This window comes from Streptomyces sp. NPDC053426, assembly GCF_055585405.1.
The window spans coordinates 373,093-397,239 of the sequence record NZ_JBVJKE010000004.1 but is presented as its reverse complement, the minus strand read 5'-3'; the positions used below and the strand labels follow the sequence as shown (position 1 = coordinate 397,239).

General features: G+C 70.1%; 21 protein-coding genes. 3 read left to right on the top strand and 18 right to left on the bottom strand.

The genetic code is table 11. The features are described from left to right. Positions 1-189 precede the first annotated feature (189 nt). Together ACZ62B_RS11335 and ACZ62B_RS11330 are read left to right on the top strand one after the other, a co-directional pair. The gene (locus ACZ62B_RS11335; RefSeq protein ID WP_469690071.1) at positions 190-5,106 is read left to right on the top strand and encodes a ricin-type beta-trefoil lectin domain protein; all 4,917 of its coding nucleotides are present in this window, start codon (positions 190-192) and stop codon (positions 5,104-5,106) included. Positions 5,107-5,109: 3 nt separating this feature from the next. Then, positions 5,110-5,835 carry a hypothetical protein gene (locus ACZ62B_RS11330; protein WP_344557954.1) on the top strand — a complete coding sequence of 242 codons (726 nt, stop codon included), beginning with the start codon at positions 5,110-5,112 and terminating at the stop codon, positions 5,833-5,835. A gap of 77 nt (positions 5,836-5,912) precedes the next feature. Here the strand turns inward: ACZ62B_RS11330 and glmM are convergent, their stop codons facing one another. The 4 genes from glmM to ACZ62B_RS11310 form a co-directional block, all read right to left on the bottom strand. Continuing rightward, entirely contained in the window at positions 5,913-7,271 is a 1,359-nt protein-coding gene (glmM, locus tag ACZ62B_RS11325) for a phosphoglucosamine mutase (RefSeq protein WP_344557956.1), read from the bottom strand. 306 nt (positions 7,272-7,577) lie between these two features. Beyond that, a complete protein-coding gene (gene rpsI, locus ACZ62B_RS11320) occupies positions 7,578-8,090 on the bottom strand; it encodes a 30S ribosomal protein S9 (RefSeq protein ID WP_004927169.1) in 513 nt (170 codons plus the stop codon). 42 nt (positions 8,091-8,132) lie between these two features. Beyond that, entirely contained in the window at positions 8,133-8,576 is a 444-nt protein-coding gene (rplM, locus tag ACZ62B_RS11315) for a 50S ribosomal protein L13 (protein ID WP_004927173.1), read from the bottom strand. A gap of 231 nt (positions 8,577-8,807) precedes the next feature. After that, positions 8,808-10,004, bottom strand: coding sequence for a glycosyltransferase 87 family protein (locus tag ACZ62B_RS11310; RefSeq protein ID WP_468884665.1), 1,197 nt, complete (start codon positions 10,002-10,004; stop codon positions 8,808-8,810). Between the two features lie 74 nt (positions 10,005-10,078). Here ACZ62B_RS11310 and ACZ62B_RS11305 point away from each other — a divergent pair, with 74 nt between their 5' ends. After that, entirely contained in the window at positions 10,079-10,966 is an 888-nt protein-coding gene (locus ACZ62B_RS11305) for a hypothetical protein (RefSeq protein WP_468884667.1), read from the top strand. Positions 10,967-10,980: 14 nt separating this feature from the next. Here ACZ62B_RS11305 and ACZ62B_RS11300 read toward each other — a convergent pair whose 3' ends face one another. The 14 genes from ACZ62B_RS11300 to rplO form a co-directional block, all read right to left on the bottom strand. Next, positions 10,981-12,798 (bottom strand): glycosyltransferase family 39 protein, encoded by a 1,818-nt coding sequence (locus ACZ62B_RS11300; protein ID WP_344557962.1) that lies wholly within the window; start codon positions 12,796-12,798, stop codon positions 10,981-10,983. Then, the gene (locus ACZ62B_RS11295; protein ID WP_344557964.1) at positions 12,798-13,811 is read right to left on the bottom strand and encodes a glycoside hydrolase family 26 protein; all 1,014 of its coding nucleotides are present in this window, start codon (positions 13,809-13,811) and stop codon (positions 12,798-12,800) included. The genes ACZ62B_RS11300 and ACZ62B_RS11295 overlap by 1 nt, the downstream gene beginning before the upstream one ends. Next, entirely contained in the window at positions 13,811-15,226 is a 1,416-nt protein-coding gene (locus ACZ62B_RS11290) for a glycosyltransferase family 2 protein (protein WP_469690069.1), read from the bottom strand. Before ACZ62B_RS11290 ends, ACZ62B_RS11295 begins: the two co-directional genes overlap by 1 nt. A gap of 371 nt (positions 15,227-15,597) precedes the next feature. Continuing rightward, the gene (gene truA, locus ACZ62B_RS11285) at positions 15,598-16,464 is read right to left on the bottom strand and encodes a tRNA pseudouridine(38-40) synthase TruA (protein WP_468722197.1); all 867 of its coding nucleotides are present in this window, start codon (positions 16,462-16,464) and stop codon (positions 15,598-15,600) included. A 142-nt stretch (positions 16,465-16,606) separates the two neighbouring features. Then, positions 16,607-17,101, bottom strand: a complete 495-nt coding sequence (gene rplQ / locus ACZ62B_RS11280; RefSeq protein WP_468722199.1) for a 50S ribosomal protein L17 — start codon at positions 17,099-17,101, stop codon at positions 16,607-16,609. A gap of 189 nt (positions 17,102-17,290) precedes the next feature. Then, positions 17,291-18,313 carry a DNA-directed RNA polymerase subunit alpha gene (locus ACZ62B_RS11275; RefSeq protein WP_003966937.1) on the bottom strand — a complete coding sequence of 341 codons (1,023 nt, stop codon included), beginning with the start codon at positions 18,311-18,313 and terminating at the stop codon, positions 17,291-17,293. A 244-nt stretch (positions 18,314-18,557) separates the two neighbouring features. Then, complete coding sequence (rpsK, locus tag ACZ62B_RS11270) at positions 18,558-18,962, bottom strand: 30S ribosomal protein S11 (RefSeq protein ID WP_003956432.1); 405 nt, start codon at positions 18,960-18,962, stop codon at positions 18,558-18,560. Positions 18,963-19,029: 67 nt separating this feature from the next. After that, positions 19,030-19,410: a 30S ribosomal protein S13 gene (rpsM, locus tag ACZ62B_RS11265; protein WP_004984507.1), complete on the bottom strand. Its 381-nt coding sequence runs from the start codon at positions 19,408-19,410 to the stop codon at positions 19,030-19,032. A gap of 192 nt (positions 19,411-19,602) precedes the next feature. Further along, positions 19,603-19,716 (bottom strand): 50S ribosomal protein L36, encoded by a 114-nt coding sequence (gene rpmJ, locus ACZ62B_RS11260; RefSeq protein WP_003998809.1) that lies wholly within the window; start codon positions 19,714-19,716, stop codon positions 19,603-19,605. Between the two features lie 59 nt (positions 19,717-19,775). Next, entirely contained in the window at positions 19,776-19,997 is a 222-nt protein-coding gene (infA, locus tag ACZ62B_RS11255) for a translation initiation factor IF-1 (RefSeq protein WP_003948620.1), read from the bottom strand. Positions 19,998-20,342: 345 nt separating this feature from the next. Further along, entirely contained in the window at positions 20,343-21,179 is an 837-nt protein-coding gene (gene map, locus ACZ62B_RS11250) for a type I methionyl aminopeptidase (RefSeq protein WP_344557970.1), read from the bottom strand. Between the two features lie 301 nt (positions 21,180-21,480). Then, the gene (locus ACZ62B_RS11245; RefSeq protein ID WP_344557972.1) at positions 21,481-22,134 is read right to left on the bottom strand and encodes an adenylate kinase; all 654 of its coding nucleotides are present in this window, start codon (positions 22,132-22,134) and stop codon (positions 21,481-21,483) included. Beyond that, on the bottom strand, positions 22,134-23,447 hold the full coding sequence (gene secY / locus ACZ62B_RS11240; RefSeq protein ID WP_344557974.1) for a preprotein translocase subunit SecY: 1,314 nt from the start codon (positions 23,445-23,447) through the stop codon (positions 22,134-22,136). The genes ACZ62B_RS11245 and secY overlap by 1 nt, the downstream gene beginning before the upstream one ends. A gap of 243 nt (positions 23,448-23,690) precedes the next feature. Then, positions 23,691-24,146: a 50S ribosomal protein L15 gene (rplO, locus tag ACZ62B_RS11235; RefSeq protein WP_006140897.1), complete on the bottom strand. Its 456-nt coding sequence runs from the start codon at positions 24,144-24,146 to the stop codon at positions 23,691-23,693. Position 24,147 lies beyond the last annotated feature (1 nt).

The window sequence follows — 24,147 nt, the reverse complement described above, 5'->3', positions numbered from 1 at the left end:
GGGAACAGCGCCGCCACGGGGAGGGGCGTGTCGCATGCCACATCATCTGCCATCCGTGCATCCCGTACCGGAGGACCGTAGCCGTTCCTGACTCCACGAGAGTCCGGGCGCCCTCACCGGCGCCTTCCCGGCCGTCTCCTGCCACCCGAAGGGGATGCGCCCTTGCGCTCCAGACCACCCGTCTTCCCGATGGTGACATCGGCGAGACACCGAGCACTCACCCGTATCGTCCTCCTGCTGACCGCCGTCGCCGTGCTGGCCGCACTCGTCGTACGGCCCGGACCCATGGGCCTGCCCGCCGGGGCCCAGTCGAGCGACCGGCCGGACGACTGGTACGAGACCACCGCCGACGAGCAACTGCGGTTCGACCAGTGCCTGATGAACGACGCGCTGCGCCTGGGCGGGCCGGGCATGTACGGCTTCGCGCAGAACGCCCTCAACCAGACCCCGGAGAAGCTGCGCGAGCTGGCCGACCTGGACGGAGCCTTCGACGGCCCGCTACGCGAGGCGCACGACAAGGACCAGGACGACTGGGACGCCACCTGGGACCGTCTCCACTCGCGCCGGGACGCGTGGGAGAGGCCCCTCGACGGCCTCGAGGTCCCCGGCGGATTCACCGTCACCGGGTTCCAGTGGGTGCCGGGCGTCCACGAGGGCGACGACTTCTACGACCAGACCGGGCTCGGCAAGTGGGCCGGCGGCCCCGACTGGAACGCCGAGTTCGACTTCTACGACCCGACCCCGGAGGCGGACGAGAAGGTCGTCAAGGCCGTCACCGACCTCGGGGCCCCGCTCTACGGCGAGAAGCCGTACGACCCGACCCTGCCCTCCGACGAGCGGGAACGGCAGTACTACGAAACCCAGGCGTTCGAGCACCTGACGGACGGTTTCGACCCGACGGGTGCGGACGACGCCCGGCTGTTCCTGGCCTCCGGCGGCTTCCCCCGCACCGCTCCCGAGCCGGGCACGGCGGAGTACCGGATCGCCGTCGAGGACCTGAAGGCACGGTTCGCGTCCTGCGCCTGGCAGGACCCGATCGACCCGAACAAGGTCCTGCGCGGGATGGAGGACGTCGCCGCGCAGGAGTGGCAGCAGGAGATCGGCTCCCAGTCGGTCCAGCGCAACCAGATCCTCGACGCCAACCGCGAGGCCACCACCGCCCTGACCAAGGGCTCCGAGGCGATGGCCGACATGCTCGGCCAGTCCTGGATCGCCGACCACCTCGCCCGCTGGCAGGACTACTGGTCCGCCGGCGGGGTGGGCTGGATCGGTGACAGCACCGTGACGATCGAGGTGCCGGGCGCGAAGGGCAGCTGCCTGGACGTCGCCGGCGGCGGCAAGACCAACGGCACGCCCGTCCAGATCTACACCTGCAACGGCGGCGCGGCCCAGCAGTGGACCCTGGAGGGCAGCGAGGACGACCTCCACCTGCGCAACGTCGGCTCGCAGAAGTGCCTGGACGTCGCCGGGAACGCCTCGGCGAACGGCACCAAGATCCAGATCTCGGACTGCTACAAGTCCAAGGGGCAGTCGTGGAAGGGCGACGCCCGCGCCACCGCTCCCCTGCAGAGCCTGACCACCGGCAAGTGCCTGGACCTGAGCTCGTTCACCAAGAGCACGGACGCGCGGCTGTGGGACTGCAAGAACGCGTCCTCGCAGAAGTTCCTGATCAAGCCGTCCGGCCACAAGGGCACCGACAGCCTGTCGTACCCGGACACGGCCCAGTTCGCCAAGGCGAAGAAGGGCATCACCGACGCCCAGACGCAGGCCAAGAAGCAGCTCGCCGTCGTCAAGGCCCAGTTCGAGGCGGCGAAGAAGGCCGGCACCTCGTCGGACGCGGCCACGCAGGCCGCCTACGCCATCGCCGACGCCAACGGGGCGCCGCGCGGCCGGGGTCTGCTGGCGGGCCAGCAGAAGGCACAGGTCACCAAGGGTGCGGTGGCCGCGCTGGAAGCGCTGGTGAAGGCCGCGGAGACGGCCGAGGCCGCCACCCGGGCGTCCGCCGGTGACGGCGAGACCATCGCCCAGCGGGCGCTCGCCCAGGCCGCCCAGTCCAAGGCGGAGTTCCGCCGGGAGGCCGCCCACGCCGCCGAACTGCAGGCGAAGGCGTCCGCCGACGCGGCCAAGGTGCACCGGGACAACGCCAAGAAGGACAAGGAGACCGCGGAGGCGAAGCTCGCCGAGGCGGTGAAGGCCGAGGGCGAGGCCAAGACGGCCGCCGCCGACGCGCACGCCAAGCGCCTGGCCGCCGAGGCCGAGGAGAAGACGGCCGAGGCGGAGAAGAAGACGGCCGCCGCCAAGCAGGCGGAGGCCGCCGAGCACCGCAGTACCGCCGAGAGCGAGGCCACGAAGGCCAAGGACGCCAAGGACAAGGCGGAGGCGGCCGAGGGCACGGCGTCCGACAAGAGGGACGCCGCGGTCAAGGCCAGGGACAAGGCCCGCGACCTGCGCGACGACGCCTGGGACGCGGAGCAGAAGGCCGACGCCGCCCGCGCGAAGGCGGACGCGAAGGAGGCGTACGCCCAGGCGCACGAGGCCGACAGCAACGCCCAGGAGTCCAGGGCGGCGGCCGACGCGGCCGCCGGGCACGCCGACGACGCCGAAGCCGCCGCGACGAAGGCCCGCTCCGCGGCCGACGCCGCGACCGAGGCGGCCGCCGACGCGGACGCCGCGGCGACCCGTGCCGAGGCGGCCGCCAAGCGGGCCCGCGCGCACGCGGACGGCGCCCAGGCGGCGAAGCTGAAGGCCGACGCCGCGGTGAGGACCGCGACGAGTGCCGCGGCGGACGCCATCCAGGCGTCGAAGCACGCCGCGGCCGAGGCGAAGGCGGCCGTCGAACTGGCCGACGAGGCGGAACAGGAGGCCAAGACCGCCAAGACCCACGCGGACGAGGCGAGCAAGGAGGCCGGCAAGGCCGTCGCCGCGTCGGCGAAGGCGGCGGGCTTCGCCCACGTCACCGCGCAGGCCGCGGTGGACGCCGGCAACGCCGCCGCGCAGGTCGCCAAGCCCGCCAACGACGCGATCCAGCTCGGCTCCCCCTACGTCACCACGGACTCCGCCGCGAGCCTGGTGGTGCTGTCGGGGCAGGCGTCGAAGTCGATCGCCGAGCAGCAGAAGGCCGTCGCCGAGGCCCACGCCAAGAACGCGCAGGCGGAGGCCTCCGCCGCGCAGAACCTGGCCGACCAGGCGCAGGGCGACGCGAAGCAGGCCTACGTCCACGCCGCGAACGCCGCCGGCCATGCCGCCGACGCCCGCGGTTACGCCAAGGAGGCCCTGGGCTACGCCGCCGACGCCGCTCTCGCCGCGTCCAAGGCCGCCGCTTCCCTGGCCCGCACGGTGGAGTACGACCGCCAGGCCACCGAGGACGCGGAGGCCGCCGACAAGGCGGCGGGCCGCGCCGAAGGCCACGCCAAGGCCGCCCGCGACTCCGCCGACGAGGCCGCCCTCGACGCGGCGGCCGCCCGCGCGGCGGCCACGGAGGCCGAGGAGGCCGCCAGGGACGCCCGTGCGGCGGCCACCCGCGCGGACGCCGCCGCCACCGAGGCGGAGGAGGCCGCGAAGGACGCCCTGAAGTACGCGGAGGAGGCCCAGGAGGCGGCGGAATCCGCCGAACGCAAGGAGGCCAACCAGCAGGTCTCCTCGGGCGCCGGCACCGGCATCGGCGGCGTCTTCTACGTGGCCGACGAGGACACCGTCGAGGTCACCGACGCCCAGCAGAAGAACGACTGCGTCATCGAGATCGGCTTCGAGGGCTGCACGGTCACGTTCGCGGTGACCTTCGACGTGAAGGTCGACTTCTACCTCTGCACCAACCCGGACGTGCCCGCCACCGCCACCGGCTGCCCGGCCGGGGACACGCTGTACCTCGGCACCCAGCCGTTCAGCGGGCTGAAGAAGGACGTCACCCAGTACTTCAGCAAGCTCGACCTGATCAAGCAGACCGTCGTCTACCAGATCCTGAAGGCCGCCCTGGTCCAGGACTTCGTGGACTGCTGGCACGGCAGCGTCGGCGGCTGCGCCTGGGCGGCGAGCAACTTCATCCCGGGCAAGGCGTTCGCGAAGATCGGCGACGCGCTCCACGCGCTCAACGCCGCGATGCACACGGGCGTCGGCGTCACCGACGCCCTGAAGGCGCTGAAGGCCCTGGACGGCATCGACCCCGCGACCGTCGCCAAGATCGAGGGGGCGGTCAACGCCTACGAGGACGTGATCACCGCCTGCCGGGTGAACAGTTTCCCGGGCGCCACCCGGGTACTGATGGCGGACGGCTCCCGCAAGGCGATCCGGGACGTACGGGTGGGTGACCTGCTGCTCGCCGGCGACCCGCTGACCGGGCGGTCGGCCGTGCAGCCGGTGACCGACACCTTCCGGCATCCGACGACGCGTCTGATCGACATCGCCCTCGCGGACGGGGCCCTCACCAGCACCGCCGGCCACCGGTTCTGGGTGGAGGGCAGGGGCTGGACCCTGGTCTCCGACCTCCGGACGGGCGACCGGCTCCGCACCCCGGACGGCGCCCTCCACGCGGTGACGGGGCTCACGGACCGGAGCGGGCTGGCGGCGCGCGAGGTCTTCGACCTGACGGTCGACGCGCTGCACACCTTCTACGTCACCACCGAAGGCACCCGGCCCCAGGACGTCCTCGTCCACAACTGCACCGACATCGTCGGTGACGAGGGCATCGAGGGCGCCCACACCCTGCGCGACCACGTGAACAAGACCGACGCGCAGATGAAGCAGAAGGCGCTGGACTCGGTCCGGGGCATCGCGACGCGGTGGCTCGACGAGGCGACCGCCGCACGCGCCGTCGACAAGGCCATGAGGCAGTGGATCGCACAGCCGCGCAACGCCGACAAACTGGAGACCTGGAAGAACAAGCAGGCCCAGCGCATCGGGAAGGGGATCGGTTTCGACCCGCGGAAGGATCTGCTCACCTTCACCTGGACGCTCGGCGACGAGGGATCCTTGGGCTTCAAGTGGGTGAGGAACGGCGACGACGCGGTCAAGTCCGCCGCCGGCAACAAGGTGTCGATCAGCCTGAAGTACGTGGGCAAGCAGCACAAACCGACCAAGTACGTGGTCTACACCGCCTACCCGGAAGGCTGACCCATGACCGACGGAACCGGGAAAGGACCGGGCACCCTGAACGAGTACCTGGAAGACACCTTCGTGGAGGACATCGGCCTCAGCTGGGTGACCTCCAAGTGGAACGTCCCCGACGAGCTCTCCCCGGAGGACGCCGAGCGCTTCCTTCCCGGGGGCGGGCCGTCGGCGTGGTGGCTCACGCTCCCCGCGGCCGCGGTGGAGAACTTCGACCGGTCCAGAGCCGTACGGCTGGGGCACGACATCCGCGCTCTGGTCGAGTCGCCGCTGCCGGACGGGACCATCCGCACGGTGTGGCTCGGCGCCACGCACGGCACCTTCGACCCGGGGGCGTACGGCTTCGGCGCCCGCGCCTGGCTGCGAGCGCTGGAGGACGCCTGGCTCACCCGGGTCCGTGAGGACGATCCCGCCTTCACGCCTCCGCCGGCACGGCCGGTGCTGGACGAGCAGGCGCGGCAGGCCGTCCTCGGGGCGATCCGCCCGGTCGCGGAGGACCTGGACCGTGCGGCCTCGGACCCCGGCTACGGGCTCCCCGTGCGCGGCCTCGTCCCCGCACTGCGGCAGGTCGTCACGGAGGCCTGTGCCGACCTGGGTTACCGGCTGTTCCTGCGCGCCGTGAAGGCGTACTTCGTGGAGATCGACACGTCGAGCCATGAAGCCTTCGTCGCTCTCGGGCAGCGGTTCGGCTATCCGGAGTTCCTGGTGGAGGACAACCTCAACCACCGGCACTGATCCGGAAGCGGCGGACGGCGGGGGCACCTGATGGTGTCCCCGCCGTCCGCCGTTTCCGGAAGTGCGCCGGCGCCGTGCTAGCCCAGCGCCGACTTCACCGCGTCCGCCAGGCGGCTCGCGACCGAGCGGGCCTGGTCGATGTCCGCCGCCTCGACCATGACGCGGACCAGGGGTTCCGTGCCCGAGGGACGGAGGAGCACGCGGCCCGTCCCGCCGAGTTCGCGTTCGGCCTCGGTGACGGCCGTGGCGAGTTCCGCGGAGGTCTTCACGCGGGACTTGTCGACGTCCGGGACGTTGATCAGGACCTGCGGGAGGCGCTCCATCACCGAGGCGAGTTCCCGCAGCGTACGGCCGGTGCCGGCGACCCGTGCGGCGAGCAGCAGGCCGGTGAGCGTGCCGTCGCCGGTCGTCGCGTGGTCGAGGACGATGACGTGGCCGGACTGCTCGCCGCCGAGGGCGTAGCCCTTCTCCTTCATCTCCTCCAGCACGTACCGGTCGCCGACCGCGGTCTGCACGAACCGGATGCCCTCGCGCTCCATGGCGAGCTTGAAGCCGAGGTTGGACATGACGGTCGCGACGACGGTGTCGGAGCGCAGTGCGGAACGCTCCCGCATCGCCAGCGCGAGCACGGCGAGGATCTGGTCGCCGTCGACCTCCTCGCCGGTGTGGTCCACGGCCAGGCAGCGGTCGGCGTCGCCGTCGTGGGCGATGCCCAGCGCGGCCCCGTGCTCGACGACGGCGGCCTTCAGCTGGTCGAGGTGGGTCGAGCCGCAGCCGTCGTTGATGTTGAGGCCGTCCGGGTCGGCGCCGATGGTGACGACCTCGGCCCCGGCCCGGGTGAACGCCTCCGGGGAGACCTTCGCGGCGGCGCCGTGCGCCTCGTCGAGGACGATCCTCAGACCGTCCAGCCGGTTCGGGAGGACGCCGACGAGGTGGGCGACGTAACGGTCGAGCCCCTCCTCGTAGTCCCGCACGCGACCGACGCCGGCGCCGGTCGGGCGGTCCCAGGGGGCGCCGGTGCGGTGCTCCTCGTACACGGACTCGATGCGGTCCTCCAGCTCGTCGGCGAGCTTGTGGCCGCCGCGGGCGAAGAACTTGATGCCGTTGTCCGGCATGGCGTTGTGGCTGGCGGAGAGCATGACGCCGAGGTCGGCGCCGAGCGCGCCGGTGAGGTGCGCCACGGCCGGTGTCGGCAGCACGCCGACCCGCAGGACGTCCACGCCCGCGCTGGCGAGGCCCGCGACGACGGCGGCCTCCAGGAACTCTCCGGACGCGCGTGGGTCACGTCCGACCACGGCGGTGGGCCGGTGTCCTTCGAACGTGCCCGCCTCGGCCAGTACGTGCGCGGCGGCGACGGACAGGCCGAGCGCCATCTCCGCCGTCAGGTCCGCGTTGGCGACACCGCGCACGCCGTCCGTGCCGAAGAGTCGTCCCACTTGTCCTCCTGAGGAAGCGTCAGTATCGAAAGCCGTCGCCGGGGCCGTGCCGGGGCGTTGGACCCGTCCGCGCGGTCGCCGGTCGTACCGCTGACGGAGCTTGTGGTGTGTTCGACGGTCGTGATGCGTATGCGGCTCCGCGTCTTCATCCGGCACGCGCGCCATGGCGACATGCCCGACCATCCGATCACATTAGCCTTTGAGCGCCTTGTGCCGTTATACGCCCACGGCGGTGAATAAACGAACGCCCCGACGGCACTGTGGCGTGCCGCCGGGGCGTTCGGAGTACGCGCGAGCGCCTGCGATTTAGCGCTTGCTGTACTGCGGGGCCTTACGGGCCTTCTTCAGACCGGCCTTCTTGCGCTCGACCGCACGGTCGTCGCGCTTGAGGAAGCCGGCCTTCTTCAGCGGGCCGCGGTTGTTGTCGACGTCCGCCTCGTTCAGCGCGCGGGCGACACCGAGACGGAGCGCACCGGCCTGACCGGAGACACCGCCACCCGCGATGCGGGCGATGACGTCGTAGCGGCCCTCGAGCTCGAGCACCTTGAAGGGCTCGTTGACTTCCTGCTGGTGCACCTTGTTCGGGAAGTAGTCCTCGAGGGTGCGACCGTTGATCTTCCACTTGCCGGTGCCCGGGACGATCCGGACGCGGGCGATGGCGTTCTTGCGGCGGCCCAGGCCGGCGGCCGGCTGGGGCTCACCGAAGCGGGAGGCCATGGACTCCGAGGTGTACTCGCCCTCGACGGGCACCTCGGACTCGGTGGTGTAGCTGTCGATGTCAAGCTCTTCGAGCGGCTGCTCGGCAGTGGTCTCGGCCACGATTCTCCTCAGATTCTGTTCAGTCTTAGGGGGTGGCCGGACTTACTGCGCGACCTGGGTGATCTCGAACGGCACCGGCTGCTGGGCAGCGTGCGGGTGCTGGTCGCCCGAGTAGACCTTCAGCTTCGAGAGCATCTGACGGCCCAGGGTGTTCTTGGGGAGCATGCCCTTGACGGCCTTCTCGATGGCCTTCTCGGGGTTCTTGTCGAGCAGCTCGTCGTAACGGACGGAGCGCAGACCACCCGGGTAGCCCGAGTGGCGGTACGCCATCTTCTGGGTCCGCTTGTTGCCGGACAGGTGCACCTTGTCGGCGTTGATGATGATGACGAAGTCACCGGTGTCGACGTGGGGCGCGTAGATCGGCTTGTGCTTGCCGCGCAGGATGGAGGCCGCAGTGGAGGCCAGACGACCCAGGACGACGTCCTGAGCGTCGATGACGTGCCACTGGCGCGTCACATCGCCGGGCTTGGGGCTGTACGTACGCACGGTTCGTAGCCTTCGCTTCTTCAGTGAATGGTCCTGACAAGGTCACCGAAGACGATCACGACAGCCTTGACCGCACCACGGTGACGCAAACCGGGCACTGGTCGCTGGTCATCGGTCCGGTGGACCGGTGTAAGGGCCCCTCACGTGAGAATGAGCAAGCCACTACACACAACGAACATGCAGAATACCCGCCCCCGGCCGGGCGGGTCAAAACGGCCCCGCCCCGGCTGGCTACGCCGGTTCCACGGCCGTACGCCGCTCCCCCGGCACCCCGCTCGGGCCGCCCGCGTCCCGCGTCCCCCGTACGCAGTGGTACGCGACCGTCACCGTCAGTGCGCACAGCGTGAAGGCGTCCCGGAAGGCCCGGCGCCTGCCCGACTCCAGCCACGGCCAGGTCACCCCCGGAAGCTGCGGCACCAGGGCCAGCCAGAACCAGGGCCGCCGCGCCACCGCCCCGGCGTGCGGCAGACCGGCGAGCAGCAGCGGCAGGACGACCAGGAGGTAGTGGTTGTAGGAGGGGCGGGAGACCAGGAACGCGGAGAGCATCAGCCCCGCGGACGTCTCCGCCAGCCGTGGCCCCGCGGGGCCCGGCCCGTGCCAGCGCCGGTACGCGCACACCACTCCCGCGGCGGCCGCGAGCAGCGCGAGCAGCGTGGCCGGGACCCCGGGCACGCCGAGCCGGGGCAGCACCGCCGCCGGCGAGGCCTCGTAGAGCCGTACGAAGGCGTCGTCGCCGCTCAGCAGGAAGGGCAGGGTCCGGGTGAGGAAGCCGGTGGGGTCGGGCAGGAACAGCGCCGCCACCACCGAGGCGACCGCCGGGACCAGCACCAGCACCGCCAGCGCCCGCCACCGGCGCGCGAACAGGAACAGCAGCGCCATCGGGGCCAGCAGCGGCTTCAGCGCCACCGCCACCCCGACGACGGCGCCCGCCGCGATCCACCGGCCCCGGCCCGCCAGCAGCAGGCACAGCGGCAGCGCCAGTACGGCCGTCACCGTCCAGTTGCCCAGCCGCACGAGCTGCCCGAACGGCGCGAAGCCGGCCGCGAGGCCCAGCAGCCCGAGGACGGCGAGCCTGCTGCGCAGCGGCACCCGGTGCAGCAGCAGGGCGCAGGCCCAGCCCAGCGCGAGGGCGAGGACCACCGCCACCGGCACGGCCACGTCGAGCACGGGCCGCGGCAGCAGCGCCAGCGGGGCGGCGGCCACGACCGCGCTCGGAAAATAGAGGAAGTGCCGGTCGTCGTACGGCGAGCCGCCGTCCAGCCAGGTCCGCCCGGCGTCCACGACGATCGCGTTGTCCATCCCTCCGTCCGAGGTCACCAGCACCGTATGCACCGTCAGCGCCCCCAGCACCGCCACGAGTCCGGCCCACAGGGGCCCGCTCGCGGGGCGCACCAACCACCCGGAGATGTCGCTTTTGCCCGTTGCCATGCGGGCAACGCTAGGGCTTCCGAGGCCGGTTGACGGGGACCAGCACACCCGGCGCCCCGTCTAAGATGCGCCCCATGAGTTTTGGGCAGGGGGGACCTCAACAACAGTGGGATCCCTGGAAACCGAATTCCCAGCAGCCCTGGAGCGGCGGCGGCTCCGGTGAGTCACCCGACTGGGCCGCGCTCGCCGACGCCTCCGAGGCCCGCGCCAAGCGGCGCCGGCTGCTGTTCATAGGCGGCGGGGCGCTCGCCACCGTCGCGATAGGCACGGCCGTGGCGGTCGCCGTCGTCTCGGCCAACGGCAGTGACGAGGCCTCGCCGGGCACCTCCTCCCAAGTGCCCGGGGCCACCGACTTCGACATCCCGAGCCCGACGGGCACGGCCCCGTCGTTCGCCCCGACGAGCGCCCCGCCGCCGCTGGACCCCAAGGACTTCATCGCCAGCGCGAAGAAGGACAAGGCCCCGCTGAGCCCCGACATCCTCTTCCCCGGCACCCAGCTCACCATGGGTGAGACGGTGTACAAGAAGGGCCCGACGGCGGACACCGGGAACTGCGCCTCGGCCGCGAAGTCCACGCTCCCGAAGGTCCTGGACGACAACGACTGCACCCGCCTGATCCGGGTCACCTACACCAAGGACGGCATGGCGGTGACGGTCGGCGTGGCCGTCTTCGACACCGAGGCCCAGGCGACCAGGGCGAAGCAGCAGGCCGACAAGAAGAGCATCGTCAAGTCGCTGTCGGGCGGCGGCATCAAGGACTTCTGCTCCGGCGCGGTCTGCCGCTCCACCACCAACTCCTACGGCCGCTACGCCTACTTCACCATCGCCGGCTTCACGTCCGGCAAGGACGTGACGACGAAGGACACGGCCGTCTTCGCCGGCGGTGACGACCTCCAGGAGTTCACGTTCCGCCAGATCCGCCGCAGGGGCGAGGCCCAGGCGTCGGCGGCGGCCAGCGAGTAGCCGCCGCCCGGCGCTCAGGAGGTCTTGATCCAGATCCGGTACTCACCGGTGCCGGCGGAGTTGCGGAACGGCAGGTCCGCCAGGAGCCGGTAGTGCGGATTGCCCCTGACCGCCTCCGCGATGATGTCGTCCACCCGCGGGTTGGTGAGCCCGTCGAGGACGATCAGGTCGAACTCGCCGTCGCGCAGCGCCGCCCGGTAGGCGTCGTCCCCGGAGAGGTACTTCCCTTTCTCGTCCGTGTACTCCATGCCGAAGACGCTCTGCCACTGGCGGTGCGTGGTCTCCTCGCGGAAGTAGTAGAGGGGCACCTCGGGGGTGGAAGCGAGGTAGTGGCCGCGGGAGTTCACGTAGGGCTCGACGGCCCGGACCATCTTCGAGGAGTCGGGCCAGAGGGCGAACCGCCAGTCCGCCTGCGCGATGCCCAGGCAGAGCATCGCCGTCCACAGCATGATGCCGAGCTGCGGGTACCGGAAGTGCGCGCCCACCAGGCGGGTCACGCCGACACCGGCCATGGGCGCGGCGAAGAGCAGCCCGAAGCCGATGTGCTTGAACAGCGACACCTGGGTGGCCAGGTGGACCTGGTAGGCGGGCGCGAGCACCGCCGTGCCGCACAGCACCAGCCCGAGCAGGGCCCGCCGGCGCCGGCCGGGGTCGTCCAGCCGCCGCGCCAGGGGTGACTCGTGCATGCGGCTGCGCCGGACGTAGGAGACGGCGCCGCCGACGGCGGTGAGGAACATCAGGCCGCCCCACTCCGCCGACCGCCGCAGCAGGAATCCGGCGCCGTCGGTGCCGTGCTCCCGGTCGGTGGTGGTCTGCCGTACGCCGGCCATCAGGTCGGTGGCGTACACGCCGGCCGCGAGGAGCGCGCCGATGCCCAGGCCGAGCAGCGCCATCCGCCCGACCGCCGCCCCGACGCCACGGCGGGGCCAGGCGGTGAGCAGGGCCAGTACGACGACGGTCGGCAGGTACAGCGCGGCCGCGTACTTCACGCCGACGGCCAGGACCGCCACGGGCGCGGCGAGCAGGACGGCCGCGGCGGGCGCCCGGTCGGTGCGGACGACGATCCAGGTGGCGAGCGCCAGCAGGAACACGGCGGCGGCGTCGTAGGTGGCGTAGTACCCCATGACGACGGTCGAGTGCAGCACCGCGAACAGCGCCGCCGCGGCCAGTGCCGCCCGCTCGTTGAACAGGCGGCGGGTGAGGGAGTACAGCAGCCCGGTGGTGGCGAGCATGAACACCAGGCTCAGTGACCGCGCCCCCGCGAGCCCGAACCACCCGTCCACGAGCGCGGCGAGCACCGGGTAGAGCTGCGGCGAGCCGGAGAAGTACGCCGCGTAGTCCTTCGGGAGCGGGGTGCCGTGCAGCAGCTGGTCGAGCTGGGCGTGCCCGGCCGCCAGGTACAGGGCCTCGTCCTGGAAGGCGGTGTTGGACAGCCGCAGCGAGAGCACGGCCTGGACGGTCAGGACGCACAGCAGCACGGCCCGGCTGACCCAGGCCCGCCGTCTGCTGGCGGCCATGTCCCAGCTCACCTCGGGGGTGTCGGGCACGTGGTAGCCCGGCTCGGCCGGCGCCTGTTCCGCCACGGCCCGCAGCGCGTGGGTCGGCTGGTCGTCGTGACCGCCCTGCGGCTGCTCCGGGATGCCGGGCCGGTACGACGGCTGCTGCTGGTACGGGTGGGTCCGGGCGTCGTAGCCGTGGCCGTGGTCGTACCCGTCCTGCGGATCGCCCGGCTGCCATGGTGCGAACCCGTCGGAGTTGAACCAGCCGCCGGCCGTGTCCTCCTCGGCGTACGGATCGTGGGGTCCCGGCGCGTAGTGGTCGTGTCGGGTCATCACGGCTTCCGTACGTCGAAGCCGAACCGGTCGTCGGCGGCCAGGCGCCTGAACTCCTCCAGCGCCAGGGGGCTCGCCTCCAGCCGCCAGTCGGCGCGCTTCTTGTGGTTGAACCAGACGAAGCCGAGCATGTCGTCGTCGGCCGTGACGCCCTCGAAGAGGCTGCGGACGTCCTCCCGCCGCCGTTCGCCGGCCATGGCCGCCGTCTCCAGCAGCAGCATCGGCTTCCCGGTGAAGGCGCGGACCTGGTCCCGGGTCGGCCCGAAGACGCTGTCGAAGGCGCCGTCCTCCTCCAGCGTCCAGTAGCCGATCAGGCCGATCCAGTCGACGTAGCCGTCGCCCGGGTAGTACGGCTCGAGCTCGACCTCGCTGACCGGGTTGACGATGTTCGGCGACCAGGCCCAGATGACGTTCGAGGCGCCGACGTCGACGAAGGTGTCGTGGACGCGCCGCCAGGCGGCCACGTACTCCTCGGGGGTGGTGTGTTCGGTGCCCCACTTCTCCCAGTGGCCGTTGAACTCGTCCGCGAAGGAGATCACGACGGGCAGGTTCAGCTCGCGCACCGCCGTCGCGTACTCCTTGGTGTAGGCGTCCGACTCGCCGGCCGCGATGTCGGCCAGCGGGGTGTCGAAGGGCTCCCAGGACATCAGCGTCAGGGCGCCCTCCGCCCAGGCGTTGCGCACACCGGTGGCGTCGAAACCGTCGCCCCAGGCGGCGTAGTACTCGATCAGGTTCGGCTGTTTGCCGACCATCTCGGTGTAGGCGTCGATGCCCTTCATCGAGTGCGGTGAGCCCTCGACGGCGGCGCCGAAGTATTTCCTCGACGGCTCCAGCAGCGGTACGACGTCGTAGGGGACGCTCGCCTCGGAGCTCCCGGTGCTCCCGGCGCTCGGGCCGCCGCCCGCCGCGTCCGGTCCGGCCGGCTCGTCGCCGGGCGACGAGCAGCCGCCGAGCAGCAGTGCCGCGAGCAGGCAGGAGGACAGCACCGTACGGGTGCGGGGGAGGAAGCGCATCAGGCCGTCACCTCCGCCCGGGGCTGCACCAGGGCGCGGGCCACCACCAGGGCGTAGAAGAGTCCGGAGGACAGGATCAGCGCGAAGTCCGGGGCGTTCATGGTGAACGTGCGGTACACCGCGGCGACCACCCACACCACGGCGGTGCCACCGCTCCACGCCCACATGCCGATCCAGAAGCGCCGGGTCTTGTTCTTCCTGGCGCCGGACGAGCCGGTGGGCTGCCAGCCCATGCGGTTCTTGCGCAGGATGTCCCAGATGGCGAAGACGTGCGCCCAGCCGTACATCATGCGGGTCGCCCACGCCTCCAGGCGGTAGGGCGCCCTGTGCCACATCGGGAAGACGATCGTGGTGTAGATGATGCTGGGGAGCACCAGGAAAAGGTGCTCGACCAGGAGCTTCTCCGGCATCGCCAGCAGCAGCACGATCGGGATCACGGGGGCCGCGAAGGTGAACAGCGCCGTGTGGATGTAGTAGAAGAAGCCGGACATGTAGCACAGGCGGCTCGCCGGCCTGATCTTCATCCGCCAGAACTTCCTGCTGCCCAGCAGGCTCATGGAGCCGGAGCACCAGCGGTACTGCTGGTTGAAGAAGGCGCCCGCGCTGTCCGGGCACACGCCCGTCGACACCGCGACCGGGATGTAGCGCAGGTCCCAGCCGAGACCGCGCAGGTCGAAACCGGTGTGCACGTCCTCGGAGTGCTCGATCAGCGTGGTGCCGCCGTTGGTGTCCAGGGCCGCGCGCCGGTAGACGGCGCAACTGCCCACGCAGATCGCGCCGTCGCTGCCCTGCCGGGAGACCTGCACGGACCGGTAGAACAGCTCCTGCACGGCGCCCGCGCCGCGCTCGATCCAGTTCTGCGAGTCCAGGACACGGAAGTACTGCGGCGACTGGACGATGCCGATGCGCGGATCCGCCGCCATGTACGGCAGCATTTCCTGGAGCAGGTCGGCGCGCGGCGTGAAGTCGGCGTCGAGGATCAGGATGAACTCGCCGTCGGACCGGGCGAACCCGAAGTGCAGGTTGCCCGCCTTCTTGAACCAGCCGCGGTTCTCGCGGGTCCCGTAGCGGAACCCGAAGTCGCGTGCCATCGCCTCCAGTTCGGGGCTGGCACCGTCGTCCAGCACGAACGGGACGCAGACGCCCGGATAGTGGTCGGCCATCGCCCGCACGTGCTTCCAGGTGTTGTGCAGGACCTCGATGGGCTCACCGCACACGGGCAGGAACACGTCGACGGTGGGGTACACCTTTGGCCGCCAGTCGTGGACCAGCCGCCTGTGGCGGGCGATGTCGAAGTCACGGCTGAAACCGTTCACCCGGAGCGACACCAGGTAGTAGACGACCGTGAAGGCGAGCAGCGGCGTGTACGCCCACAGCAGCGGCGCGGACTGCGCCAGCTTGAACTGGCTGACCACCAGGCAGCAGAAGCTGATCAGCGAACTGATCGTCAGGATCCATAAGTGCCGGCGCGCGTAGGCGTACTTCTCCTTGTCCGTCGGCGGCAGCGGCAACAGCCCCAGCGGGGCTCCGCCACCGCGCACCGCCCTGCGTCGCCCGCCGCTCCGGCGCGGATCACGGCGCCCCCCGGCCCGCACAGGGCCCACTGAACCCATATGAAACTCCCCGGACCTCGACCGGCCCGTCGCCCCCACCCTCACCCGGCCTCCCCTACCCCATGGCCGAGCGCCCCAAGGCTATACGAGAGACAAGAGGACGGTAAGGGGACGACTGGAGCACTACGTTCCGAACGTTCCAGGAGGGACGCGAGAGCGGGAACGGAACGGAACTAGCAGGACGCGCATCCTGTACTCCCGGGCAGGGACCGCTTGTTGCGGGCCTCCTTGCTGCGGGCCGCGAGGAGTTCGTCGGCCGGGTAGCCGACCTCCTCCAGGGTCAGGCCGTGCGGGCGCACGACGTGGACGGCCGAGTCCCGTACGCCCGCCGCCAGCACCTTGCCCGGCCAGTCCGGCGGCCGGTGGCCGTCCCCGACGAACAGCAGCGCGCCGATCAGCGAGCGGACCATGTTGTGGCAGAAGGCGTCGGCCCGGACGGTGGCGGTGATGATCCCGTCCTCGCCGCGCACCAGGCTCAGCTCCTGGAGGGTCCGGATGGTCGTGGCCCCCTCCCGCTTCTTGCAGTACGCGGCGAAGTCGTGCTCCCCCAGCAGACCGCGGGCCGCCTCGTTCATGGCGTCGACGTCGAGCGGCCAGTCGTGCCACAGCACGTGGCCGCGCAGCAGCGGGTCCACCCCGCCCGGGTTGTCGGTGACGCGGTAGGCGTAGCGCCGCCAGATCGCGGAGAACCGGGCGTTGAATCCGCCGGGCGCCTCCCTGAGCGCCCACACCCGTACGTCCCTCGGCAGCCGCCCGGCGAGCCGCTTGAGCAGCTTCGTGTGGTGCTCGGCCCAGACCTCCCGCGGCAGGTCGACATGCGCGACCTGCCCCCGGGCGTGCACCCCGGCGTCGGTACGGCCGGCCACGGTCAGCTCGTACGTCGTCCCCCCGGACCGCGTCACGGTCCGCAGCGCGTCCTCGATCTCCCCCTGCACGGTCCGCCGCCCACCGGCCTGCTTGGCCCACCCGGAGAAATCGGCCCCGTCGTAGGAAAGATCCAGCCGCACCCGCACGAACCCGGGCTGCACTTCGTCACTCACGTACAGATCCTCTCAGACACACGAAAGCGGGCCCGCCCCTGAAAAGGAACGGACCCGCAACGCGCCCCGAAGGGGCGCGGGGAACTGCGCGACAAGCCACGACGAAGCCGCAGCCGCCATCACACAGCCCCCGGCAGAACGCTTACGCGTCCTTCGACTCCTCGGCGGCAGCCTCGTCGTCGGCCTTGGCCGTGTCGACCTTGGTCTCGGCGGCCTCGGCCTCCTTGACCGCACGCTTCGTCGCGGCCTCGGCCTCGCCGGTGGCCTCCTGCGCCACCGTCAGCGCCTCGACCAGCTCGATGACGGCCATGGGCGCGTTGTCGCCACGGCGGTTACCGATCTTGGTGATGCGGGTGTAGCCACCGGGACGGTTCTCGTACCGCGGGCCGATCTCGGTGAAGAGCGTGTGGACGATGCTCTTGTCCGTGATCACCTGGAGCACCTGACGGCGGTTGTGAAGGTCGCCCTTCTTCGCCTTGGTGACCAGACGCTCGGCGTAGGGACGCAGCTTGCGCGCCTTCGCCTCGGTGGTGGTGATGCGGCCGTGCTCGAACAGCGCCTTCGCGAGGTTCGCGAGGAGCAGCTTCTCGTGCGCGGCACTGCCGCCCATACGGGCACCCTTGGTGGGCCTCGGCATGGTGTTTCTCCTAGGTGTCTGCCCCGGCCGTATCAGGTACCGGGGTCAGTATCCGAGCGAGCGGTTGCCCGTCGGAGATCCGGGCGCCATTTCTGACGCCCGGAGGGTCCGCGCCCCATGGGGGCGCGGGGAACTGCGCGACCAGCCATGACCGGCCCGCAGACGCAGTACGGCCTCCCCGCGGAGCGCCTAGTACTGCTCGGTCTCGACGAAGCCCGCGTCCGCGTCGTCGTCCGCGCCGAACGCGTCCGCGGCAGCGGTCGGGTCGAACCCGGGAGGCGAGTCCTTGAGCGCGAGGCCCATACCGGCGAGCTTCGCCTTGACCTCGTCGATGGACTTCGCACCGAAGTTGCGGATGTCGAGCAGATCCGCCTCGGAGCGGGCGACGAGCTCACCCACGGAGTGGATGCCCTCACGCTTGAGGCAGTTGTACGACCGAACGGTGAGCTCCAGCTCCTCGATCGGCAGCGCCAGGTCGGCGGCGAGGGCGGCGTCCGTGGGGGACGGGCCCATGTCGATGCCCTCGGCGTCGATGTTCAGCTCGCGGGCGAGACCGAACAGCTCGACCAGGGTCTTACCGGCGGAGGCCATGGCGTCACGCGGACGCATCGCCTGCTTGGTCTCGACGTCGACGATCAGCTTGTCGAAGTCGGTGCGCTGCTCGACACGGGTCGCCTCGACCTTGTAGGTGACCTTGAGGACCGGCGAGTAGATCGAGTCGACCGGGATACGGCCGATCTCCTGGCCGACCTGCTTGTTCTGCACGGCGGAGACGTAGCCGCGACCGCGCTCGACGGTCAGCTCCATCTCCAGCTTGCCCTTGCCGTTGAGCGTGGCGAGGACGAGGTCGGGGTTGTGCACCTCGACACCGGCCGGCGGGGCGATGTCGGCGGCGGTGACCAGACCCGGGCCCTGCTTGCGCAGGTACATCACGACCGGCTCGTCGTGCTCCGAGGAGACGACCAGCTGCTTGATGTTGAGGATCAGGTCGGTGACGTCCTCCTTGACGCCCGGCACGGTGGTGAACTCGTGCAGGACGCCGTCGATGCGGATGCTGGTGACGGCGGCACCGGGGATCGACGACAGGAGGGTGCGGCGGAGCGAGTTGCCGAGGGTGTAGCCGAAGCCCGGCTCCAGCGGCTCGATCACGAACCGGGAGCGGAATTCGTCGACGACCTCTTCGGTCAACGAGGGACGCTGAGCGATCAGCATGTGGTGTTCCTTCAGTCAGGGGCGCCCGCTATTTGACGCCCGACCAGTACTGCAAGGGTACGGGCGATACGACCCGAAAGAGTCGTACCGCCCGTGAAAACCCTGGTGAAGCAAGATCAGACGCGTCGGGAACGACGCGACGGATCAGACGCGACGGCGCTTCGGCGGACGGCAGCCGTGCTGCGACATCGCGGGGGACGACCCCCGCACCCCCAGCAGGGAGCCGACCGTCCGAACCCGTGCGTCAGACGCGACGGCGCTTCGGCGGACGGCAGCCGTTGTGCGGGGTGGGCGTGACGTCCTGGATGGAGCCGACCTCAAGACCGGTCGCCTGAAGCGAACGGATGGCGGTCTCGCGACCCGAACCCGGGCCCTTGACGAACACGTCGACCTTGCGCATGCCGTGCTCCTGGGCGCGGCGGGCGGCCGACTCGGCGGCCATCTGCGCGGCGAACGGCGTGGACTTCCGGGAGCCCTTGAAGCCGACGTGGCCGGCGGAGGCCCAGGAGATCACGTTGCCGGACGGGTCCGTGATCGACACGATGGTGTTGTTGAACGTGCTCTTGATGTGCGCGTGGCCGTGAGCGACGTTCTTCTTTTCCTTGCGGCGCACCTTCTTGGCAGCGCCCTGACGACCCTTGGGGGGCATCTGTAACTCCTACGGGAGGTGGTCGGTCCTACAGCGAAGACCGCTGGACGGCGAAGTCCGCTGCGGACTACTTCTTGCCCGGCTTCTTCTTGCCGGCGATGGCGCGACGCGGGCCCTTGCGGGTACGCGCGTTGGTGCTGGTGCGCTGACCGCGGACGGGCAGACCGCGACGGTGACGCAGACCCTGGTAGGTGCCGATCTCGACCTTGCGGCGGATGTCGGCCTGGATCTCGCGACGGAGGTCACCCTCGGTCTTGATGTTGTTGTCGACGTACTCGCGGATCGCGACGAGCTGCTCCTCGGAGAGGTCGCGAACGCGGGTGTTCGGGTCGACGCCGGTGGCGGCCAGCGTCTGCTGCGAAAGGGTCCGGCCGATGCCGAACACGTAGGTGAGGGCGATCTCCACGCGCTTTTCGCGCGGGATGTCAACACCGGAAACGCGTGCCATTCAATGGCTCCAGTTGATTGTCGGAGGTCTTCCACAGGACCGGATCCCGGCCCGCCGTACCAGGTACGGACCAGGTCCCCGGCCTCCGAGCCGGGGGTGTCGAGCCGTGCGGCTCGGGACCTGCGTATGAACATGTGTTGCTCGCGTCGCGCGAATTTCTGCGGAAGTCGCAGAGGGTCGATCGTGCTGCGGTCAGCCCTGGCGCTGCTTGTGGCGCGGGTTCTCGCAGATGACCATGACCCGGCCGTGACGGCGGATCACCCTGCACTTGTCGCAGATCTTCTTGACGCTCGGCTTGACCTTCATGGGTGTGAGGTTCTCCGGGTCAGTGCCATCACCCCGGCGGGCCGGGGAGCGGGCAAGATCTACTTGTACCGGTAGACGATCCGGCCACGCGTCAGGTCGTACGGAGACAGCTCCACCACGACCCGGTCGTCAGGGAGGATGCGGATGTAGTGCATGCGCATCTTGCCGCTGATGTGTGCCAGGACCTGGTGGCCGTTCTGGAGCTCGACCTTGAACATGGCGTTCGGAAGAGACTCGACGACAGTGCCCTCGATCTCGATGGCACCTTGCTTCTTGGCCACGCTTCGCCCTTCGAATCGACTACCTTGATCGACTCTGGCGTGCACCGTGAGTAGCACATGCGGACATGCGGGTGCACAAGAGCCGACGAGTCAGTCTACGTCAGCGCACCCGGAAACACGAATCGAGAGATCCTGCCCCACGCGGGAGATCCTTAACCGAGCGGGTCCGGCGCCGCCGCCGTGCCCGTCTCCGCGGTCTCGGCCTTGCCGCCGGCCCGATCCTCGACGCCGCTCTCGCGGGCTCGGCGCCCCGGAGGGCGCCTCACGGGCTTCGAGCGGCCGCGCCGGCCTCCGACCGGCGGACCGGGCGGCCGGCGGGACCGGTGGACCGTCAGGGTCCGACCGTCAGCCGAGCGGGTCCGGCGCCGCCGTGATGCCCATCTCCGCGAGCTTGGCCTTGCCGCCGTCGGGGGCGGTCAGGACCAGGGGGCCCTGCTCGGTGAGGGCGACCGAGTGCTCCCAGTGGGAGGACCAGGTGCCGTCGGTGGTGATGACCGTCCAGTCGTCGGAGAGGACCTTCGTCTTCGGGGTGCCCAGGGAGACCATCGGCTCGATGGCGAGGCAGAAGCCCGGGACCAGCTTGGGGCCCTTGCCCCGCTTGCGGTCGACGTAGTTCAGCAGGTGCGGGTCCATGTGCATCTCGGTGCCGATGCCGTGGCCGCCGTAGTCCTCGATGATCCCGTACTTGCCGCCGCCCGGCTTGGGCTGGCGGCGGATGTACGTCTCGACCGCGCGGGAGATGTCGACGAGCCGGTTGCCCTGCTTCATGGCCGCGATGCCGGCCCACATCGACTCCTCGGTCACCCGGGACAGCTCGACCAGCTCCGGGGAGTGGCCGGAGCCGACGAACGCGGTGTACGCGGCGTCGCCGTGCCAGCCGTCGATGATCGCGCCGCAGTCGATGGAGATGACGTCGCCGTCCTTGAGGACGACGTCGTCGGAGGGGATGCCGTGGACGACGACGTCGTTCACCGAGGTGCAGATCGTCGCGGGGAAGCCTCCGTAGCCGAGGAAGTTCGGCTTGGCGTTGTGCTCCGCGAGCACCTTGCGGGCGACCTGGTCCAGATCCTTGGTCGTGGCCCCGGGCACGGCGGCCTCACGGGTGGCCGCGTGGATGGCGGCGACCACCAACCCCGCCTCGCGCATCTTGGCGATCTGCTCAGGGCTCTTGATCTGCACCATGGGGGACGACGGCCTTTCTGGGACCAGAAGAGGAAACGAACACTTCCAACGATACGGGGCGCCGGCCCCGCTCCCGCGGGCAATCACGCCGCCGCATCACACCAACCGCGGGCAGTCGCGCCTCCCCCGGTGCCTTGAGGGCCCGGGAGGCACCCCCAGGGCGATGGGGGTATCTCCCGCTCGAGCGCAGCCGAGAGTGGGGGAGGCACCCCGTAGGCGCCGGGCCGCGCGACCACCCCCGCCAAGCCACAGCCGCGGCCCCTTGCCCAAGGGACCGCGGCTGCGACCGGCGTACGGAAAACTACTCCCCGCGCTTCAGCGCCTCCAGCGCCCGCCCGGTGACCTCGTCGACCGCCCCCATCGCGGAGATGGTGACGACGAGCCCCTGCGCCTTGTAGTAGTCGATGATCGGCTCGGTCTGCGTGTGGTAGACCTCCAGCCGCGTCCGCACGGTCTCCTCGGAGTCGTCGTCCCGCTGGTACAGCTCACCACCACAGACGTCGCACACGCCCTCCTGCTTCGGCGGGCTGTACGTCACGTGGAACACGTGCGCGGAGTCGTTGCGGCAGGTCCGCCGGCCGGCGATCCGCTTGACGACCTCGTCCTCGGGAGCCTCCAGATCGAGGACCGCGTCCAGCTTGACGCCCTCGGACTGCAGCAGCTCGTCCAGCGCCCCGGCCTGCGACACGTTGCGCGGGAAGCCGTCCAGCAGGAAGCCGCCCTCGGCGTCGGGCTGCTCCATACGGTCCTTGGCCATGGCGATGGTGACCTCGTCGGGAACGAGATTGCCCGCGTCCATGTAGGACTTGGCGAGCTTCCCCAGCTCGGTCTGCCGGCTGATGTTGGCGCGGAACAGGTCGCCTGTCGAAATGTGCGGGATGCGCAGTTTCTCGGCAAGGCGGGTGGCCTGCGTACCCTTACCGGCACCCGGCGGCCCGACGAGGACGATTCGCATCAGCGGAGGAACCCTTCGTAATTGCGCTGCTGGAGCTGGCTCTCGATCTGCCTCACCGTCTCGAGACCGACACCCACGATGATCAGGATGCTGGTCCCGCCGAACGGGAAGTTCTGGTTTGCCCCGAAACCAGCCAACGCCATTGTCGGCACGAGAGAGATCAGACCCAAGTACAGCGAACCCGGCCAGGTGATCCGGTTGAGTACGTAGCTGAGGTACTCAGCGGTCGGTCGGCCAGCCCGGATGCCCGGGATGAAGCCACCATACTTCTTCATGTTGTCGGCGACTTCCTCGGGGTTGAAGGAGATCGCCACGTAGAAGAAGGCGAAGAACACGATCAGGAAGAAGTACAGGACGATGTGCGCCGTGGCTGCCGGGTCGGCGAGGTTCGCCTCGATCCACGTCGCCCAGCCCGCCGTCGAGTTGGAGAACTGGACGATCAGCGCCGGGATGTACAGCAGCGACGCGGCGAAGATGACGGGGATGACACCCGCCTGGTTCACCTTGAGCGGGATGTACGTCGACGTGCCGCCGTAGGAGCGGCGGCCGACCATGCGCTTGGCGTACTGCACGGGGATCCGGCGCTGGGCCTGCTCGACGAAGACGACCAGGCCGACCATGACGAAGCCGACGAGCATCACGGTGCCGAACTCGATCCAGCCGTCCGCGAGGGTGCCCCCCTGCTTGATGGCCCACAGGGCGGAGGGGAAGGTCGCGGCGATCGAGATGAACATCAGGATCGACATGCCGTTGCCGATGCCGCGGTCGGTGATGAGCTCACCGAGCCACATGACGACGGCCGTACCGGCGGTCATGGTGATGACCATGGTGACGGTCACGAAGATCGACTGGTCCGGGACGATCTGGCTCGCTACCGGGCAGCCCTGGAACAGGGCGCCGCTGCGGGCGGTGGCCACCAGGCCGGTGCCCTGCAGGATGGCCAGCGCCACCGTCAGATAACGGGTGTACTGCGTGATCTTCGCCGTACCGGCCTGGCCCTCCTTCTTGAGGGCTTCCAGACGCGGGATCACCACGGTCAGCAGCTGCAGAATGATCGCCGCGGTGATGTAGGGCATGATGCCCAGTGCGAAGATCGTGATCTGGAGCAGCGCCCCGCCGCTGAACATGTTGACCAGACCGAACAGACCCGAATTGGCTTCGGCGTTGTCGATACAGGTCTGGACGTTGCGGTAGTCGACGCCCGGAATGGGAACGTTGGTACCGATGCGGTACACCACGATGATGCCGAGCGTGAAGAGCAGCTTCTTGCGCAGGTCGGGCGTCTTGAACGCCCGGGCGAACGCGGTGAGCACGGTGCCTCCTGCGACCCCCCGCGCAACTGCGTCAAGGGTGACGGTCTTGAGATTCCGACTAAGGACGAATACGTAACGGTCAACTGCCGCCCTGAGTGCCCGCTTGGGGCGCCCGAGGTCAGTGGGCAGCGCAGGCCACCTTACCGGCGACCATGCCGCCCTAGGAACGACCAACCGGGGATACCCCAAATGTGGGGTATCCCCGGTCGGGATCGCTCTACGTCATCGAGACACCTGAAAGGGTCAGACGAGCTCGGTGACGGTACCGCCGGCGGCGGTGATCTTCTCCTTGGCGGAGCCGGAGACGGCGTCGACCGTCACCTGCAGCGCCACGGAGACCTCGCCCTGGCCGAGGACCTTGACGAGGCTGTTCTTGCGAACGGCACCCTTGGCCACCAGGCCCTCGACGGTGACCTCGCCACCCTCGGGGTACAGCGCGGCCAGCTTGTCGAGGTTCACGACCTGGTACTCGGTCTTGAACGGGTTCTTGAAGCCCTTCAGCTTCGGGAGGCGCATGTGGAGCGGCATCTGGCCACCCTCGAAGCGCTCCGGAACCTGGTAACGGGCCTTGGTGCCCTTCGTACCACGACCGGCCGTCTTACCCTTCGACGCCTCACCACGACCGACACGGGTCTTGGCGGTCTTGGCGCCGGGGGCGGGACGGAGGTTGTGGATCTTCAGCGGGTTGTTCTCCGCCATG